This is a genomic window from Variovorax sp. MSC1_012 (assembly GCF_023667525.1).
GTDB classification, from domain to species: domain Bacteria; phylum Pseudomonadota; class Gammaproteobacteria; order Burkholderiales; family Burkholderiaceae_C; genus Variovorax; species Variovorax beijingensis_B.
Map to the genome: position 1 here is coordinate 686,936 of NZ_JAMOZJ020000002.1, position 18,704 is coordinate 705,639.

The window sequence follows — 18,704 nt, forward strand, 5'->3', positions numbered from 1 at the left end:
TCAGATTTGATATCGAGCTCAGACTGGCGCTCCTCTCTTTTACATAAGTTCCATCAAGCGCGGGAATCGCACGAGCCTGTCTGAGCGGGGCTAAGCTATGGAAGCCAGTTTCATTTGGGCGACACTCTCAATTCGCGCGATGCTGGGCTGCAGAAGCACTGCACTGCCCGGATCTATTGCAGTGTCATACTGGTGAACGGTAGAAGGAATGGGCTGCATGCCGCGAGATGCCGGTCCGTTACCGCCAAGATTCTCTCCCACGTGCAGTGCCTCTTCGAGACTTGCCCAAGCATCCACTTGTGCCCACACGTCTGTCGGGTAACTCGATACGCGTTGCGCCGATGGATTCGACAAGAAATCCCCCGAAATAGGCCGAAACCAGTTCTTGTTCGATTCAATGCTCCGCAGCAACTGCGCAGATGCCGGGTCCAGCCCCTGCCGCAATGACGGAGACAGGTTTACCTCAGAACTAACGCTGGCTTGCGAAGGTCCTGTCGAAGTCGCACCTTCAGAAAGAGGAACATGTGACCCCAAATCGTTCGGGCTTGAGGAGTACTGCTCGCTCGACGAAGAGGCAGCCAGTTGCTCCTCTTCGGCGCTATCTCGACCATCGCCTTGATTCGAATCAAGCGCGTTCGAGAGCCGGGGCGATGCTGAAACTGGCGAACCACCAGTGGTTTCAGTATCGCGGGCAAAGTCCATATCGACACTCGATGACGCTCGTATGGACGTCGACGATTCAACAGTCAAGGCAGATACTTGCGAGGGCTCCGCAGGCCATTCAAAAATGAACGCTTGCGCCTGTATGAGGATGGGGTCGTACAGGATGTCTTGCGGCATTGTTGCGAAGCTGCTACTAGCCAACTGCTCTGTGGCGGGGCTGTACGAGGCATAGGCCAACGCGCCATCGTGAGCAAAGCGATAGGCCAAGTTCCCACCGAGGCCGCTACTATCGCTGGAGCCCAGCCAGGCGGCCGTCAGTATTGCTTCCGAGGGTGACCAACCGACCAGCGAAGAATTTTCTGCATATGCACTATCGTAGGCCGCCACCAGTGCAGTGAAGTCCAAGTTGGTCAGCCGGCTGCTTCGTAAGACGTTCCCTGATTGCGGCGCGTAGTCCGTCGTGGAATCCACAACCACCTGCAGGTTCACGATGGTTCTGTTTGCTTCGGAAAGGTACCAATCTTTCAGTCGCACGGAATCAGATGTGCCACTGACCCTTAGCAGAAGATCCGGACCATTGCGAGAGAGTTGGATTTCATCCAAGCGCACCTGCCCCAAGCTAAGGGTATCGTCATGTTCGCCGGCGCCGGAACGAGAGGCGTTGACGACATCTTCGCCGCCCCCCCGGTTGAAGGCCACGAGGTCTGCTCCGCCACCGAGGTTGAGCGTATCGTTGCCCAACCCACCCGCCAGCAAGTCCGCCCCGGCGCCCGAGTTCAGGACGTCGTCGCCCAGACCACCGTCAAATGCATTGTTGCCGGCGGCGTCCGACAAATGATCACCGCCACCTTGCCCCAGCAGCACGTCAGCGCCCGCGCCTCCATCCAGCGCGTTGCCCGCGGCATTGCCCATCAGCCAGTTGTTTGATGCACTGCCGAGGCCGTCGATAGATTCGCCACCCGTCAGCACCAGGTTTTCGAGGTTCGGGCCAAGTTTGTATGTAGAGCTGCTACGCACCGTATCAATGCCCTCAGCGGCATACTCGCCGATCCAGTCGCCCTGAGTATTTACGATGTACGTGTCATCGCCGAGTCCGCCAATCAACTCGTCATTTCCCGTTCCTCCATCCAAAACATTGGCCGACGCGTTTCCGATCAGCAAATTATTCAGATCGTTGCCACGCCCGTCGATCGCGTCGGCGCCAGTGAGAATAAGGTTCTCAACCCGACCTCCAAGCGTATAGCCGATCGAACTCAGTACTTGGTCATCATTGTCGTTCCAACCCTCCTCCTGTACAACATCACCAGCATCGTCCACCACATAAGTGTCATTTCCAGAACCCCCAATCAAAAGATCAGCGCCTGCACCACCATCCAATAAATCGTTGCCGCCTCCGTCACGCAACGTGTTGGCAGCACTATTTCCAATCAATGTGGTATCGCCGTCGCTGCCTACGCCATTAATGGCCGACGTTCCAGTTAGGACCAGTCTTTCAATATTCGCGCTCAGAGAATATGAACTCGAGCTGAGAACGACATCATTGCCCTCTTCACTGGCTTCCAAGACGGAATCACCCGCGTTGTCCACATGGTAGGTATCGTCGCCGGCGCCTCCTCGCATGGTGTCCGTGCCCGTACCGCCGTCCAACGTATTGTTGGCTTCGCTTCCAATAAGGAGGTTGTTTACGGCATTTCCTACGCCACGGACAGCTGCGAGTCCTGTCAGAGTAAGGTTCTCTACGTTATCGCCCAGCAGATAGTCGGTCGCGCTTGAAACTGTATCCTCGCCCTCGCCCGCATACTCCAGTACAACATCGTTGGGGTTGTCGATCACGTAGGTGTCATTGCCAACATCGCCGATAAGCGTGTCTGCCCCTCTTCCACCATCAAGCGTATCGTTCCCGGCCAAGCCTGCGAGAACATTGTCAACCATCCCGCCTGTGAGGGAGTTGTCAGCAACGTTACCTGTCCCGTTGATTGCCAGCCCGTAGCGCAAGTCGAGGTTCTCGAGATTGGCGCCCAATACATAGTCAACGGCACTTAAAACTGTATCGAGGCCCTCGTCGACCGCTTCCATAACAGTATCCTGGGCGCCATCTACGAAATAGGCATCGTCGCCGGCGCCGCCGGCCATAGTGTCAGCTCCGAATTGCCCGTCAAGAACATTGGCCTGGGAATTTCCCAAGAGAACATTGTCGAGTTCATTGCCGGTCCCATTGCTCGGAATAATAAATCCGGTGAGAGTTAGATTTTCTACATTCTCTCCCAACACATAGCTAACGCTGGATTGAACGGTATCCAGGCCTTCATCGGCGCCCTCTATAACTGTATCTCCGCCCCAAACGACATAGGTATCATTGCCGGCTCCACCCGTCAACACATTCTGTGAGTCATTGCCAATGATCAGGTTGTCAAGCGAATTTCCCGTTCCGTTGATCGAGCCCGCATAAACACTTAGAGTGAGGTTCTCTAGATTCTCGCCGAGTGTGTATGAGGTGTTGACCTTAACCGTATCCGTTCCCTCGCCAACATTTTCAACGATCACATCGGTAGCTGACTCGACGACATAGCTGTCATCTCCGAGGCCGCCAATGAGAGTGTCAAGGCCAATAGATCCGTCGAGCGTATCGTTCCCATCCGCGCCATTCAGCAAATTATTGGAAATGTTACCAAGCAAAACATTGGCGAGCGAGTTACCCGTCCCACTAATGATGTCGGAGCCCGTGAGCGTCAGGTTCTCGAGGTTGGCGCCAAGTGTGTAAGAAACATCGGACTGAACCGTGTCAGTGCCTTCTCCGCTGCTTTCAATAGCTATATCACCGCTTCCGATCACATAAACGTCATCGCCGGCGCGGCCTGTCAGCGCGTTACTTGCACCGTTTCCAGTCAACACATTGTTCAGTGCATTGCCTGTTCCATTAGTGGCCAAGGTTCCTGTGAGCGTCAAATTCTCGAAATTCTCGCCGAGTGTGTAGCTAAAAGAACTTTGGACAGTATCGATTCCCTCGTTCAAATTCTCAATAACGACATCGGCGCTGCTCTCTATGATGTAGGTATCGTTTTCCTTTCCACCGATCATCGTATCGGCTCCGGCGCCACCATCCAAAATATTCCCGTAGTCATTTCCCGTCAGGATATTGTCAAGGGAATTGCCCGTACCCGAACGAGCATAGTAGTCTGCCAATACCAGGTTTTCGATGTTGGCGCCCAGCACATAGTTATAGGAAGATCGGACGGTGTCGAAACCTTCGCCAACGTTCTCAGTGACCGCCGTCGTCGAGTTGGAGACTAAGTAGGTATCGTCTCCACTCCCGCCGATGAGCGTATCAGTACCTCCTGCCCCATTCAGCGTGTCGTTTCCTGTGCCACCGGTCAGCGCATTGTTGGCGCTATTGCCTTGAAGGAGATTGTTCAATGAGTTGCCGGTGCCATTGATTGCGTTCGAGCCGGTCAAAGTCAGATTTTCCAAGCTTGCACTCAGTACGTAGGCGACCGACGACTGGACGGCGTCGACTCCTTCGTTTGCGTTCTCCACGATAGTGTCAGAAACGTCGCTGATCACGTACGTGTCGTCACCCAGGCCACCGCTCAGGATGTTCGCTGCGGCATTGCCGATCAGCATGTTGTTCAGCGAATTGCCCGTGCCGTCAATTGCCGCAACTCCGGTCAGCGTAAGATTCTCGACATTGGCCGACAACGCGTAGCTCACCGACGACTGGACCGTATCGGTACCTTCGCTCAGGCCCTCGGCCACAGTGTCAGCAGCACTGTCAACAATATACGTATCGTCGCCCAGCCCGCCGTTCAATGTGTCGTCGCCGACTCCGCCATTCAGAATGTTATTGCCTGAATTGCCTGTCAAGACATTGTTATTGGAGTTTCCGGTCCCGTTCAACGCCGCGGAGCCTGTAAGTGCAAGATTTTCTAGGCTGGCGCCAAGCGTATAGCTGAAACTGGCCTGTACAGTATCAACACCTTCATTGGAATTTTCCACCACCGAGTCGCCACTGGAAACTACATAGGTATCATTCCCCAAGCCACCAGTCAAGATGTTAATTCCGCTATTTCCGGCAAGAACATTATTGAGATTGTTGCCGACCCCATTGATTGCGCCAGTTCCTGTAAGGGTGAGATTCTCCAAGTTGGCGCCCAATGTAAGGCTGATACCACTTTGGACTGTGTCCGCACCTTCATTAGTACTCTCGACAATAATTGCAGAGGTCGAGGCGACAATATACGTATCGTCACCCAAGCCCCCAAAGAGAGTGGTCGCCCCGCTCCCGCCATCGAGAGTGTCGTTACCTGCTCCACCATTCAAGGTGACGGCGCTATTGCCAGTGACAAGAAGGTTGTCAAGTGCGTTCCCCGTCCCCGTTGCGCCATTCTGCGAGATCGAGAGATTTTCGACATTTGCAGTTAACGTATAGTTAACATACGCGCGTACGGTGTCGATGCCTTCATTCGCGCCTTCAGTCACTACATCGAGCGCACCATAGACTTCATAGAAGTCGTTGCCGTCTCCTCCCAACATCGAATTAGCACCCCAGCCATAGTAGCCGCGCAGGGTGTCATCGCCCATCCCTCCAACTAAAGTGCTGGTCCCGTTCTTATTTCCCACCAGGTCATCATTGCCTGCTCCGCCATCCAGTCGATCATTGCCATCCATCCCGAATAGATAGTTGTTTCCACTATTCCCGATAAGGACATTGGCTGAATTGTTGCCGCGAATTCGACTATTCGAATTTCCCGTCAAGGCTCCATTCTCGACGTTTCCAATATATACATAGTCACCATTCTGATAGTAATAAGAATCGTAGAGAAAAATATCCTGATCGGACTGCAAGGTGTCATTTCCTTCGCCCGCATTTTCAATACCCCTGCCTTGCCCGCCGTTCACAATGTAAAGATCGTCTCCTGCACCACCGTAGAGAGAGTCGTCGCCTCCTTGTGCAACTAGAGTGTCGTTGCCACTAGCGCCATATAGGGTGTCAGCCCCCGCGTTCCCGGCTTCGAGCAAGTTGGCGCCGGAGTTTCCGTTGATTACGTTGTTGAGGCCGTTGCCAGTCCCATTGAGGGCTCCAGTTCCGGTGAGAGTGAGATTTTCAAAGTTATCCCCGAGTACGAAAGTCGTGGCGATCTGAATGGTATCCACGCCTCCCCCCACCTCCTCAACCATTGCAACGGCTGAGTTGGAGAAAATGTAGGTATCGTTCCCAGCACCTCCAATGAGCGTATCGGTGCCCCCCCCACCGTTGAGCGTATCGTTTCCGTCTCCGCCAGCTAAAACGTTAGCTGAGCTGTTCCCAGTGAGCACGTTGTTGCCCGCATCTCCGGTTGCGTTGATGGCTGCAGTTCCGAGAAGAGTAACGTTCTCAACATTGCCACCGGAGACGAAGGTGATGTAGCTCTGAACCGTATCGTTCCCCTCGCCAGCATTCTCAATAACTACATCCGTGGTGCCGTCTATGACATAAGTGTCGTCGCCTGCACCGCCGATAAGCTGATCACCCCCGGCGGCACCGTCCAGCACATTGTTGCCAGCGTTGCCCAAGAGAGTATTCGCCAGAGCATTGCCGCTTCCGTTGATCGATGAGACGCCGGTCAATGTAAGATTTTCTACATTGGCGCCCAACGTGAAGCTCGCGGACGAAAGAACAGTGTCAATCCCTTGATCGGCGCTTTCGCTCACAGTGTCGCCGGCCCCAACGACATAGGTATCGCTCCCGATCCCGCCCGAAAGGACATTCGCGGCACTGTTGCCGGTCAGAACGTTGTCCAGACTGTTTCCGGTGCCATTAATGGCGGAAGTCCCGATCAGCGTCAGATTTTCGAGGTTTGCGCTGAGCGTATAGGAGACGGATGACTGGACCGTATCCACACCGGCGTCGGCGTTCTCGACGGCGGTATCTGCGCTACCTATCACATAGGTATCGTCACCGAGCCCGCCCGTCAAAACGTTCGAACCGCCGTTACCTGTCAGGATGTTGTTCAGGCTATTGCCTGTCCCATTGATCGCGGTGGTTCCGGTAAGGGTCAAATTCTCGAGGTCCGCACTCAAGGCATAGGCAACCGACGACTGGACAGTATCGATACCGCCATCGGAATTCTCGACGACGGTATCGCCCAAGCCGACGACGTAAATGTCGTCTCCAGCGCCGCCGACGAGCACGTTCGCAGCCGAATTTCCCGTCAGGGTGTTATTCAGATCATTGCCAGTCGCATTGATGGCGGTCGTGCCGGTCAATGTCACGTTCTCCACGTTGGCAGACAAGGTGTAGGAAACGGAGCTCTGAACCAGGTCGGTTCCACTGCCCACGCCCTCCGTCACCGTGTCCCCAGCGCTCTCGACAATGTAAGTGTCGTCGCCACCGCCACCAACCAGTGAGTCAGCGCCTGCCGAACCATCCAGTATGTTGGCAAGCGCGTTGCCGGTCAGCACGTTGGCGCTTGCATTGCCGGTTCCATTGATCAGTAAGTCAGGCGCGAGGACTAGATTTTCCAGATTGGCGCCGAGGATAGAGGTGAACGCGGCTTGGATCGTGTCGACGCCTTCATTGACGTTCTCGGTGACAACGACTTTCGATGTGTCGAGGATGTAATAGTCGTTCCCGGTGCCGCCGATCAGAGTATCCGTGCCTCCAGCCCCGTTCAAAATATCGTTGCCGGCTCCGCCCGTCAGCGAGTTGTTCGCGGAGTTGCCCAGCAGCCCGTTGTCGAGCGTATTGCCCACACCATTGATTCGGTTCGTTCCTGTTAGTGTCAGGTTCTCGACGTTGCTTCCCAGTGTGTAGGTAAAGCCGGCTTGGACGGTATCGATGCCATCGCTGACGTTTTCCTGAACCGTGTCTCCGCTCGTGACGATGTACGTGTCGTCGCCCGCGCCCCCCGCAAGAATATTATTGGCGCTGTTCCCGGTAAGCACATTGGCCAGGCTATTGCCGCCTGCGTTGATCGCGGCGGTGCCAGTGAGCACGAGATTGTCAACGTTTGCAGCGAGGGTATATGTGACCGAACTCTGTACGGTGTCGAGCCCTTCTCCATTGTTCTCGACGATGGTATCGGCAGCGTTATCGACGATATAGGTATCGTCCCCAGCCCCACCCTTAAGCGTATCGATTCCGACTCCACCATCTAGCACGTTGCTCGCGGTATTGCCAACCAGTAGGTTCGCGAGCGCATTTCCCGTTCCAGTGACGGCGCTGGATCCGGTCAGTGTCAGATTTTCTAGATTGGTTCCGAGTGTGAGCCCGATGCTGGTTTGAACTGTGTCCGTACCCTCGCTCGAATTCTCCACGATGGTGTCGGTCGTGCTATCAACGACATACGTGTCATCTCCCAGTCCGCCAGACAACGTATCAATACCCGCGCGCCCATCGAGCGTATCGCTGCCTGCTCCGCCATTCAGCGAGTTCGCGCCTCCGTTGCCGATCAACAAGTTGTCGAGGTCATTCCCCGCTCCATTGATCGCCGAAGTACCCGTTAGCGTGAGATTCTCAACATTGGACGCGAGCGAATAGGTGACAGAGCTTTGAACGAGATCGACGCCGTCGTTCGAGCTCTCAACCACGAGGTCGGCCGAAGCATCGACAACGTAAGTGTCGTTTCCACTCGCGCCCACCATGAGGTCATTTCCCGCGCCTCCGTCGATGGAATCATCTCCAGCATAACCATAGACCGTGTCGGCCCCGGCAGCACCGGCGAGGCTGTCGCTCGCGAGCGTTCCGTTGATCAGGTCTGCGCCGCCGGAGACGGTGCCAAAAGCAGCTAGATCGCCTTCGCCCCAGATCGTTCCATCATCAAACACGACCTGCGCAATGCCGCTGAGACCGCTGGCCGAATCGTTTCGATACTGCAATTGAATCGTGACTTGGTCCGAACCATCAAGGCTGAACAATAGCAAGTCTTCGCCGCGCCGAGCGGCGATTAGGTTTGAAGGAGTGAAGCCGGGGCCAAGACGAAGGACGTTTTCCCTCGCGCTATACGGAGCGGCCCGATCGTTAATAGTGTCGAAACCCGATCCGATATTGAAAATATAGGTATCGCCTCCCGCGCCGCCCTGAAGTAGATCACTCCCGGTACCGCCGTCCAGCGTGTCATCGCCGCGTCCGCCATTGAGCGTATCGTTTCCGCCCAAACCGGAAAGGAGGTCATTGGTTTCGTACCCGTGCAGCACCTCATCCGCGGCTGTCGCCGGAGGCATCGCGCCCCTGATGAAGGCAGAATCCCAAACAGAGTTATCCGAGAGAAATTCGATCTGTTCAATCGTCCCAATCGGCCCACTACCGAAGTCATGGAAATAGCCGTTCACGCGAAGTCGGTCGATTGGCGAAAGCGAGAGGATGAGATCCTCGTTGTCTCTGGAGATCGAGACAGCGGCTGGCAGGATGTTGACAGCCATCACAATCTTGTCCAGCGCTCCACTTCCGTTGGTTTCACCGCTGATCGTGTCCGAGCCCGATCCATATGCAAAGATATCGTCGCCGATGCCGCCCACTAGAAGGTCATCTCCGACGCCGCCATCGAAGGTGTCATCTCCTGCACCTCCATCCAGGGTATCGTTACCAGCCAACCCGTTCAAGACATCATTGCCGTTGCTGCCCGCTATTTGGTCGTCTTGCACACTGGCAATCAGAAGCAGTTGATCGATGGTCTGCCGCGTCCAGATGGTTCCATCGCTGAACTTGATTTCCTCGATTCCCCGCCCTGCGGTCCCGTTATATTGATTCTCGATTGTCAGTTGGTCTGGCGAACCTTGGATCGTCATAACAAGGTCGTTGTTGACGCGCCTCGCCATTACCTCGGTCGGAGCAACGCCGGCACCGATTCTGACCGTGTCGGTAGCTGTTGTGCCCCCACCGTCACGAACAGTGTCCCTCCCGGAGCGCAAGCCGAAGGTGTAGATGTCGCTTGCGGATGAATCCCAGGAGATGTCACTGCCAAGCGTTCCCGGTTGAGACATGGAGATGGTCGACGGCAACCACGCAGTGCCATCGGCGAACTGGATACTGGCGACCTGGTTGCCGTAGAAATAGGCCTGTGTCTGAGTGCTTGGGTTATAGGCGTATTTGGTAGAGGCGAAATGCCCTTTGATCGTCACTGCATCATTGGTGCCATTGATCGCGAGCACCAGATCGTCTCCCAGTCTGATTCCTTGGACATCTTCCCGTTGGACGCCCGCATTGAATTGAAGGGAGCCAGTCCCACTCAATCCGCTGTATGCACCGTCAAAGTTGTAGATGGTGTCGCGGCCATAACCGCGGCCGAACACATATGTGTCCACACCAGCTCCTCCGGAGAGCTTGTCGTCACCGAGGCCGCCGTCAAGCCGATCGTCGCCATAGTCGCCGTAAAGGAGATCGGTCCCTCCGTCACCGACCAGGGTGTCATTGCCGTAAGACCCGTAAAGGGCATCGTTTTCGTCACCCCCTTCCAGCAAGTCGTCGCCGTCCCCGCCGACCAGTTGGTCAATGCCTGAACCGCCTCTTAGGAGATCGTTGCCCGCCTCGCCATAAAGACGATCATTCCCGGTGCCGCCGTAGAGCACATCGAGGCCGTCGCCTCCTTGAAGTTCGTCGTTGCCTTCGTCTCCGCTCAGCTGATCATCGTCATCCTGGCCGACCAGAAGATCGTCGCCGGTGCCGCCAAAGAGAGCGTCAGCTCCTTTGCCGCCCTGGAGTTCATCGTTGTCATCCTCGCCATCGAGATGGTCATCCCCGGCGAGTCCGAACAACCTGTCTCTCCCCGCCCCGCCGAGCAGGGAGTCGTTGCCATGATTTGCCTCAGCCAGCGCATCATCGTCGCCAACCAACAAGTCGTTGTCGGCTCCGCCAAGGAGGGTGTCATTGCCGCCGCCGCCTACCAGTTGGTCTGCTCCTTCGCCACCGTCCAGATAGTCATGACCTTGGTACTGCGCGTCCAAGACTGAATCATCCCCAAAGACCGTGTCGTTACCGGTGTCGCCGAACAAGTCATCGCTTCCGCCTCCGCCCACCAGTTGATCGGCACCGTCGCCGCCGTCGAGGTGGTCATCACCATGGTATTGCGCCGCCAGAGTGTTGCTGTCCCCCCAGATGATGTCGTTGCCGGCACCGCCGAACAGCTGGTCGTCGTCGCCATCGCCCAGCATCTGGTCGTCACCCTCTTCGCCATCGAGGTAGTCTTGTCCATGCGCCGAGCCGGCGACGACATCGCCATCGCCATCGCCAGTCATCGCGTCGTTGCCTGCGCCTCCAAAAAAATGGTCGCCGTTTCCACCGCCAACCATCGTGTCAGCGCCGTCGCCGCCATCCATGTAGTCCACCCCATGGTAGGCGGCGTCCAGTTGGTAGCCGTCGCCGAACATAAGGTCGTCGCCGATGCCGCCAATCAGTTCGTCGTCGCCGCCATCCCCATACAGCGTGTCGTTGCCGTCGCCTCCATCCAGATAGTCGTTTCCATGGCCAGTGACGACTGCATAGTTCAACAACACCGGGTCATCGGAATCACCATCGCCTTGCAGTTCGTCGTTGCCACTACCGCCCTTCAGGAGATCACTGTCCACACCGCCAACGACGAAGTCATCGTCATCGCCTCCGTCCAGATAGTCATCTCCACCTTGGGCCAGCATGAAGTCGACTCCCGCGCCGCCCAGCAATACATCCGCATCGGCCTGCGCCGCCAGCTGGTAGTCGATGCCAGTGAACTCCGCCACCCAACCGTTGGGGCTGCCGTCCGGGTTGTACTGGGGCAACCGGGCAATCTGCCAAACCGCGTAGTTCACAGCGCCCGCATTCATGTCGCCGAACATGTTGTCGTCGCCGGCGCCGCCAACGAGCAGGTCTCTGTCCGAGCCGCCAAACAACGCATCGTTGCCGGCATCCCCGACCAAGGTGTCGTCGCCTGCCGAACCCTCTATCAGGTCGGACTGTGCGTCCGATTCGGCGACGCTTTGCGCCAGCACCTCATCGATCGGCTTGAAGATGTCGGCATACATCCTGTCGTTTCCATCGAAGCCGAAACCCACATCGCGCTCGGTGCCCAATTCGATCAGGTCGGCGCCTGCGCCTCCCTCGACCCCGTCACGGCCGGCACCGGTCTTGATCCAGTCGTCGCCTCCTCGGAAGGCGAACACCAAGTCAGCACCGCCGCCCGAAATGATCTCATCGTTGCCCGCGCCATCGTAAAGTTCGTCAGCGCGATCCGGCGCAACGGACGTAGTAGTAAGCACATTGCCCAAGTCGTCGTAGGCGACGGGATCGACCGGTTGAAGGTCTCCGCGTATCAGGCGAGAGGTCTGCGGCTCTGTCGGGGAGAGCGATTCGGGCAGGTTGATGCCGAGGTTGCCGGAGGCGAAACTCTTGACCACTATGTTCACGCCCGCGCCGCTGATGCTCAGCGTGACGGTGCCGCTGGAGTCGGCGCTGGTCGTGTAGGTGAAGCGCTTGTCCTCGCTTTGCCATATGTTCGTGCTTCCCGCGACCCGCGTTATGTTGTCCGTGCCAAGGATGGTCTCGCTGTTGTCGCTGGCGATCACCTTGATCAGGCCCTGGCCGTCGGCATCCAGGATGGTGTCGCGGCCCGCATCGGCACGGACGATGTAGGTGTCGCTGCCGGCACCGCCCAGCAGGGTGTCGAGGCCTTCGCCACCGTCGAGTGTGTCGTCGTCGGAGTCGCCTTGAAGGTAGTCGTCACCAGACTTGCCATTGAGGTAGTCCGCGCCGCCTCCGCCATACAAGTGGTCGCCCTCCCCGGTCGTCGCAGCATCGGAACCGCCGACCTCGTTGTCCTGATTGTTGCCGAACACGATTCGCTGGGCTTCAACAGCACCCGCATTGACTGCTAGGCCGCGGGTCTTTACCGTCAGTCCAGTGGCAATGTCCACGTAGGTCCGGTTGCTACGATAGCGCTTGTCGTCCAACGCAATGCTGCTGTCCAAGTTCCTGCTGTTCTGCTCGACTACCTTCGCGAGCATCGTGGAGCGATCATCCAGCCAGTTGTCGGTAAAGGTCGATGGACTCGCTGCCGACTGGTCGGCCTGCCATGTTGCATAGGTGCTGGGCCGCAGCATTGAAGCCTGGCTTTGACTAAAGGCGAAGGTACTCAGGGAGTCCAGCGCGAGCACCGCGCCGAAGTCGCTGCGAGCCAGACCACGAAGCTCAGCTGCCGTCAGCGGCCGGATACCGGTGGTGTCAGCGTTGGCGAAGGTGTTGAACAACGCGATGGCATTGGCCTTGAAATCGGCATCGGTGACAGTGGGCGCCACCTCATTGCCCAGCACGCTGCGCCGCAGCATGTCGAGCACTTGGGCGCTGTCCTGTTCAGCTATGTAGCCGAGCCATTGGGCCGCAATCGCATTCTGCGGGCCGACGAGTTGCTTGAACCAGCTCTCAGCGGAAATGCCACCGTTGATGACGTCTGCCCAGGTGTTGACAGCCAGTCCAGTGTAGGTCTGGATGATGAAGCTGTTCCGGCCGCCACCGAAATATGCCGAAAAATTCCCTTCCTTGTTAAAGGCGTACTTGAAGGCATCCCAAGCGAAGAGCATGTCGCGCAAGTCGCGCAGGGTGTCGAAGGCGACGGACTGGCTGGACGGGTCCTTTGGTAGGAGGAGCCGGTCGGTGTACACGCCGCCAAGCTTTCCCAACAAGGCGATGCCCGGCCAAGTCTGATTGAGGTAGTACTCGGAACCGGGGAGTTCGTTGCCACGGAAGAGAGTATCGCGAACGCCATTGAGGTCCTGGTCACCGATTTCCTGGACTGTCGGAAGCTGTCCTTGGATAGCACTTGAGTCGTCGAGGATTTGCTTAGCAAAGTACTCTCCTACCTTGTTCGAGGCGACCTGCAACAACGTGTCGTCGCAAGGCACTCCACGCACGTCGCATTGCCGCTGGTTGTATTCGCGGATGATCTTGGAGAAGACGCCGTCACCCCGGTTCACGCCCGAGGCGCCGATCAGCCAGATCACCGATTGCCAAGCCTCCTGGCCCATCTGCTGCTTCACGAAGTCTGTGGCTTGGCCCCATTGCGTAATTGTCAGGTCGGGCCAGTCTTGCCACAGCGACTGGTTGGCCGGTACTGCCGATCGCAGCACCTGCTCGAGGACGTATTGATAGACGGTTGCATACGCCCCCACTGTTGAGCTCCCGGCCGCCTTGGCTTGGGCATCGAGCGTTCGAAGCTGTTCCATCTGCACGGCGTTGAAGACGTATGACGTTGGCATGGTTTACTCGCTGAAAGAGAAATCAGCGACGAGCGCTGCTCGTCGCAACAAATGGCAGGGGTGCCTGTGGATCGGTGGTTTGATAGCTGGTAACGAACTCGGTGAAGCCCCTGGTCAGTTCGCGCCATTGCGGCAGGAACTTGATGGGGAAGGTCATGCCCGCGGAGAGACCCGGCGCTACAAACGAGTAGTAGGTCGCAGGTCCAGAACATGTTGCCTGGTCGCTGTCGGCTGAGGCTTTTTCGTACCGCTTTGAGCAAGAAAATATTGCAGGCTGCCCCAGATGCCAAGTCTTGGGCTCTGCCATTGGCTCGTAGAAGATGCTCGTCTGCTCCGGCTTCTTTGGTTCGTCCAGGACGTCCTTTGCAACGTGACCGGTGTATTCGTACAGGCCAAGCTCAGGACGCGCAGTACGTGTCAGTTCTTGCCAGTTCACGAGATGCCTGGGCCTGCCTGTCAATCGAATAGAGCGGAGATTGACAAATGCTTCCTCTTTGACCTGTGGAAGTCTGGCCGGCCAGTAAAGATCGGGTTGCCCATTGAGATGATCGCGATCAACGCACTGCAAGACGATCGCCGCCAGATTCGCCACTCCATTGACCACGTCGTAGCGCCTGCAAGCGCTGCCATCGATGGGCGAGCCATTGGGCGCGCGAAGAACCTTAGAGTCGTCGCAGAGCTTGGGATCGGCATGGTACTGCGGCGAGAAATCGGGAATCACCGCATAGAGCAGCCATTTCTGGTCGGGTTGCGACATTGACCCGCCGTACCCAGCGCGCTTGCGAAAGGCGTATTGGCCAACATGCCGATACGTATCGCCAGCTGTGCGAGCGCGTTCATTGTTCAACGGGGTAAGTCCCTGCGCTCGCCGATTGATCCAGGCGCGCTCCTCGCAGTCACTGAGGGAGGCCGGCGTGCCGTCGCGATCCATCCCGCGATTCGTGTTGCGATGCTGCTCTTCCTCCCATGTGAGCTGGATCGTGCTGCCCTTGCCGCCGATGTGCTTGCGTTCGTAGTCGCGCTGGCAGCCGATCAGCGCCGCCGCTGCAGCACAGATCAGCGCAATGGTGCTCCAAGGCCAAAAGGTTCGCCTGACGCTTACCTCTGTTTGAATCTGATCGATCTGCGTGGCGTTGAAGAAGAATGGCGCTGGCATAGTTTGTTCACTATTTGCAAAACAAGAACTCGCGTCGAATGCTGTCTTACCGGTTGGTTGTTTGATAGCGCGTGGCGAACTCGGTGAAGCGCTCGTGCTCAAGTTGGCTGGTAGTAGCACCAACGACTCGCATCGTTTCTGTAGCCTGCCCGGCAGGCGTAGAGCAATCTCATCTTTCCCTCGCCGCTTCCTGAAGCGTCCTGCTGACAGGGCTCAGCAGATACTCTATGACCGTGCGCTCACCTTGGTGGATCTCCGCGCTGACATGCATGCCGGCGTCCAGTGTGTAATGCTGCGCTTGTGATCGGTCAGCTGCTTCAAGGTACTGCGTTTTAAGTTTGATCAAGGCCCTATAGCCGCCGACCGACTCTGCAGTCCTGCCGCCGCTTTGTGCCGTATCGTTGGCGCTGGGCGTCGCGTCAGGTGCTACGGATTGCACTTGCCCGTCCAGCAATCCGTACTTTTGGAACGGATAGGTGGCCAGTTTGAGCTTGACCTCTTGGCCCGGGCGTACGAAGCCGATGTCTTCGTTCTTTACCTGCACCTCGGCCAACAGCACTTCACCCTTGGGTACGAGGGTCAGCAACACCATTCCGGGCTGGACTACCGCTCCCTTAGTTGTAGTGGCCAAGTCCTTCACAATGCCCGCCTGAGGAGCCTTGAGTTCGGTCAGTGTTTCCTTGAAACCAGCTTTCTTTTCCTCCTGCTCCAACTTGAGCAGGCTGCCCATAATTTCGGTGCGTTCGGTCAGTAACTGGCTGCGATAGTTGCTCGTCAGTGCTGCGATCTTCTTGTCCTGGGCACCAATGGCTGCAGCGAGCCCATTCACGGTCGCCATCTGCGCCTTGAGGTCCTGGGCCTTCTCGACAGCTTCGCGCTCCTTTTCGTTGCCAGCTAATTGACTGAGAAAGCCTTCGTTGACAAGCTTTCGATGCGCCTCCGCTGACTGCTGATAACTCGGCAGCGTCGCCTTGAGCTTGTGCAGCGTTTCTTGAGCCGCCTTGAGATCCTGTGCTGTTCGTTCACGCACCGCAGCTTCCTGCGCCAGCGCGTCGCGATAGGCTTGACTGCGGGTATCGCTTTGCAACTGCACCTGGCCGAGCAGCGTAGGGTGGTCACCGGTCAGCGCGTTCAGCTGCCGTCCTCCAAGTTCGGCGTCGATGCGTCGCAGGGTCAAGCGTTTCAGCGCGAGGTCGGAAGCCAGGCTCCGGCTGTCCGCGACACTAAGAGTGGAGTCAAGTCTAAGCAGGACTTGGCCGGCCCGCACCAGATCGCCCTCCTTGACAAGGATGTCGCTCACGATGCCTGCCTCCGCCGGCTGCACGATCTTGACGTAGCTTTGCGGCACCAACTTTCCGTCGGCAGCGGCGACCACGTCCAACTTGCCGAAGATAGCCCATAGGAGCATCAGGCTGCACAAGGCTACGACCGCATAGAGCACTGCTCGCGGTAGCGCCGGTGGCGGACTGTCCTGGATGCTCAGTAGTCCAGGCGCAAATTCGAGCGCCTCAGCATTGAGTTTCATGCCTGCGCTTCCCTCACGCGAGCGACCGCTTTGCGCAGCTCGCCGTCGCGGATCACGTAGACCTCGTCGACATGCAGCGTGCGCGGCAACGCGTGGGCGATGAAGATCAGCGTGACCTGCCCCTTGAGATGATTGACGGTGGCCGCAAACGCCTCCGCTGTCTGATGGTCCAGGGCTGACGTTGCTTCGTCGAAAATCAGGATCCGTGGTCGCTTGAGCAGCGCCCTGGCGATGGCGATACGCTGCTTTTGGCCACCACTCAGGCCCGTTCCGCGTTCGCCGATCTCTGTCTTGTAACCTTGCGAGAGGGCTTCGATGGTGTTGTGAATGTCAGCCTTTTTGCATGCGTCAACTACCTCGTCGAAGCTGGCCGATGGATTTGCAGCCAGCAAGTTGTCGTAGATGCTGCCGCTGAAGAGAATGGTCTCCTGCGGCACGACGCCGAAGTAGCTTCGGAGCTCGTTGGCGGACAGATGGCGAGTGTCGACGCCATCGACCTTGACAGTGCCCTCGCTTGCACGATAGAAGCCCTGCAGGAGCTTTGCCAACGTCGACTTGCCCGATCCGCTGGGGCCCATGATCGTGATGGTTCGCCCGGGTTCCACGTTCAAATGCACATCACGGTACAAAAAAGGCCGGTCTTCGCTATAGCGAAATCCCACCGCCTCGAATTCGATGCGCCCACCTGTCTCGCTTTGGCGAGATGGGGTCAAAGAATAAGGTTCGGCAGGCGCGTTCATCAAGTCGCCGAGGCGCTGAACTGCCAAGCTCGCTTCTTGGAACTGCTGCCACAGGCCTACCAGCCGCAACATGGGTTGGCTGATGCGCCCCGCGAACATCTGAAAGGCCACCAACATACCAATGGTGAAAGGCGCTGCTCCTGGTGTCGGATTCATGACAGCCCATGCGCCGACCATTAGCACCAGCACGGTCATGACTTGCTCCATCGCGCTTGCGACGGTGTTATATGTATTGCCGATCTGTTTTGTCGCGAATCCTGATTGGAGATAGGTCGCGAGGTAGTCGCCATAGCGCGCGTTCAGCAACGGCTCCATCTGTAGACTCTTGACGGTTTCGTGCCCCGCCACATGCTCGGTGACGAAAGCTTGATTCCTAGCGCCCAGCAGAAACTGCTGATTGAGTCGGCGCTGGAACATCGGCGCTACCAGGAACGACAGAAGACCGATGACACAGAGGATGCCCAGAACGATCAGCGTCAGGGGCACCGAGTAAGTGAACATGACCGCGACCGCGATCAGCAGGAACGGGACGTCCAGCACCAAGCTTATTGCAGCGGAAGCAATGAACTCCCTGATGGTTTCCACACCATGCAGACGTGCCGCAATGACGCCGGTAGCACGGTGCTCAAAATACTTGACCGGAAGTTTGAAAAGATGCTCGAAAACCGTTGCTCCGAGCACCGCATCCACCCGATTGCCGGTATGCAGTACGAGATACTGTCGTACCCAGCCCAGCAAGGCTGTAAAGACGACAAATATTCCCATCGCCGTTCCAAGCACGATCAGGGTGCTCTGTGTCCGATGGACCACAACCTTGTCGACGACTGCTTGCGTAATGAGCGGAAACGCCAACGAGACGAGCTGAAGGAACAAGGAAGCCAACAGCACCTGCTTCCATACAGCCTTGTGTTTGAGTAGTTCGGGGACGAACCAGCCGAATCCAAAAACGCTGGTATGGCCCGCGCCATCGGGATCACTGGGGTTCTTGCTTTGTACTTTGGCCTGAACGACGCGGCCCGCAAATTTACCGGCGAACAATGCATGCGGCTCAGTAATGACCTCGTGGCCCGAGCCCGGCGAAAGATAGGCGACATTTTCACCGTCTGCGCGCAGAACCAATGTCGTGTCGCCACCCTCCATGTCTGCGATCAAAGGAAAGGTGAGTTGCGCCAACTTACTCGGCGCAACTGCCTTGCGCTTGGCGTGGAACCCTAGTTCGCGCAATGCGCGCAACAGCGCGTCCGGATGATGCGGGGGCGGAAAGCGATGCGCGAGCAAGCGAGCGTCGAATGTGACGCGATGCAAAGCGCACAACGCTCCCACGAGCCACACCAGGTAACTCCCAGCGTGATCCGAGCTACCGTTACCTCTCAGCAGTTCCATATCTCCCCACCCCCAAATTTTTTCTGAATGTATCAGGGAT

4 protein-coding genes are annotated in these 18,704 nt (G+C 57.2%); all 4 read right to left on the bottom strand.

Annotated elements, in window-relative coordinates:
• Positions 1–90: 90 nt before the first annotated feature.
• Entirely contained in the window at positions 91–13,860 is a 13,770-nt protein-coding gene (locus tag L1081_RS28695; protein WP_489416894.1) for a calcium-binding protein, read from the bottom strand.
• A gap of 22 nt (positions 13,861–13,882) precedes the next feature.
• Entirely contained in the window at positions 13,883–15,118 is a 1,236-nt protein-coding gene (locus L1081_RS28700) for a hypothetical protein (protein WP_489416895.1), read from the bottom strand.
• Between the two features lie 67 nt (positions 15,119–15,185).
• Entirely contained in the window at positions 15,186–16,541 is a 1,356-nt protein-coding gene (locus tag L1081_RS28705) for an HlyD family type I secretion periplasmic adaptor subunit (RefSeq protein WP_489416896.1), read from the bottom strand.
• Positions 16,538–18,664 carry an ABC transporter transmembrane domain-containing protein gene (locus tag L1081_RS28710; protein WP_489416897.1) on the bottom strand — a complete coding sequence of 709 codons (2,127 nt, stop codon included), beginning with the start codon at positions 18,662–18,664 and terminating at the stop codon, positions 16,538–16,540. Before L1081_RS28710 ends, L1081_RS28705 begins: the two co-directional genes overlap by 4 nt.
• Between the last annotated feature and the right edge of the window lie 40 nt (positions 18,665–18,704).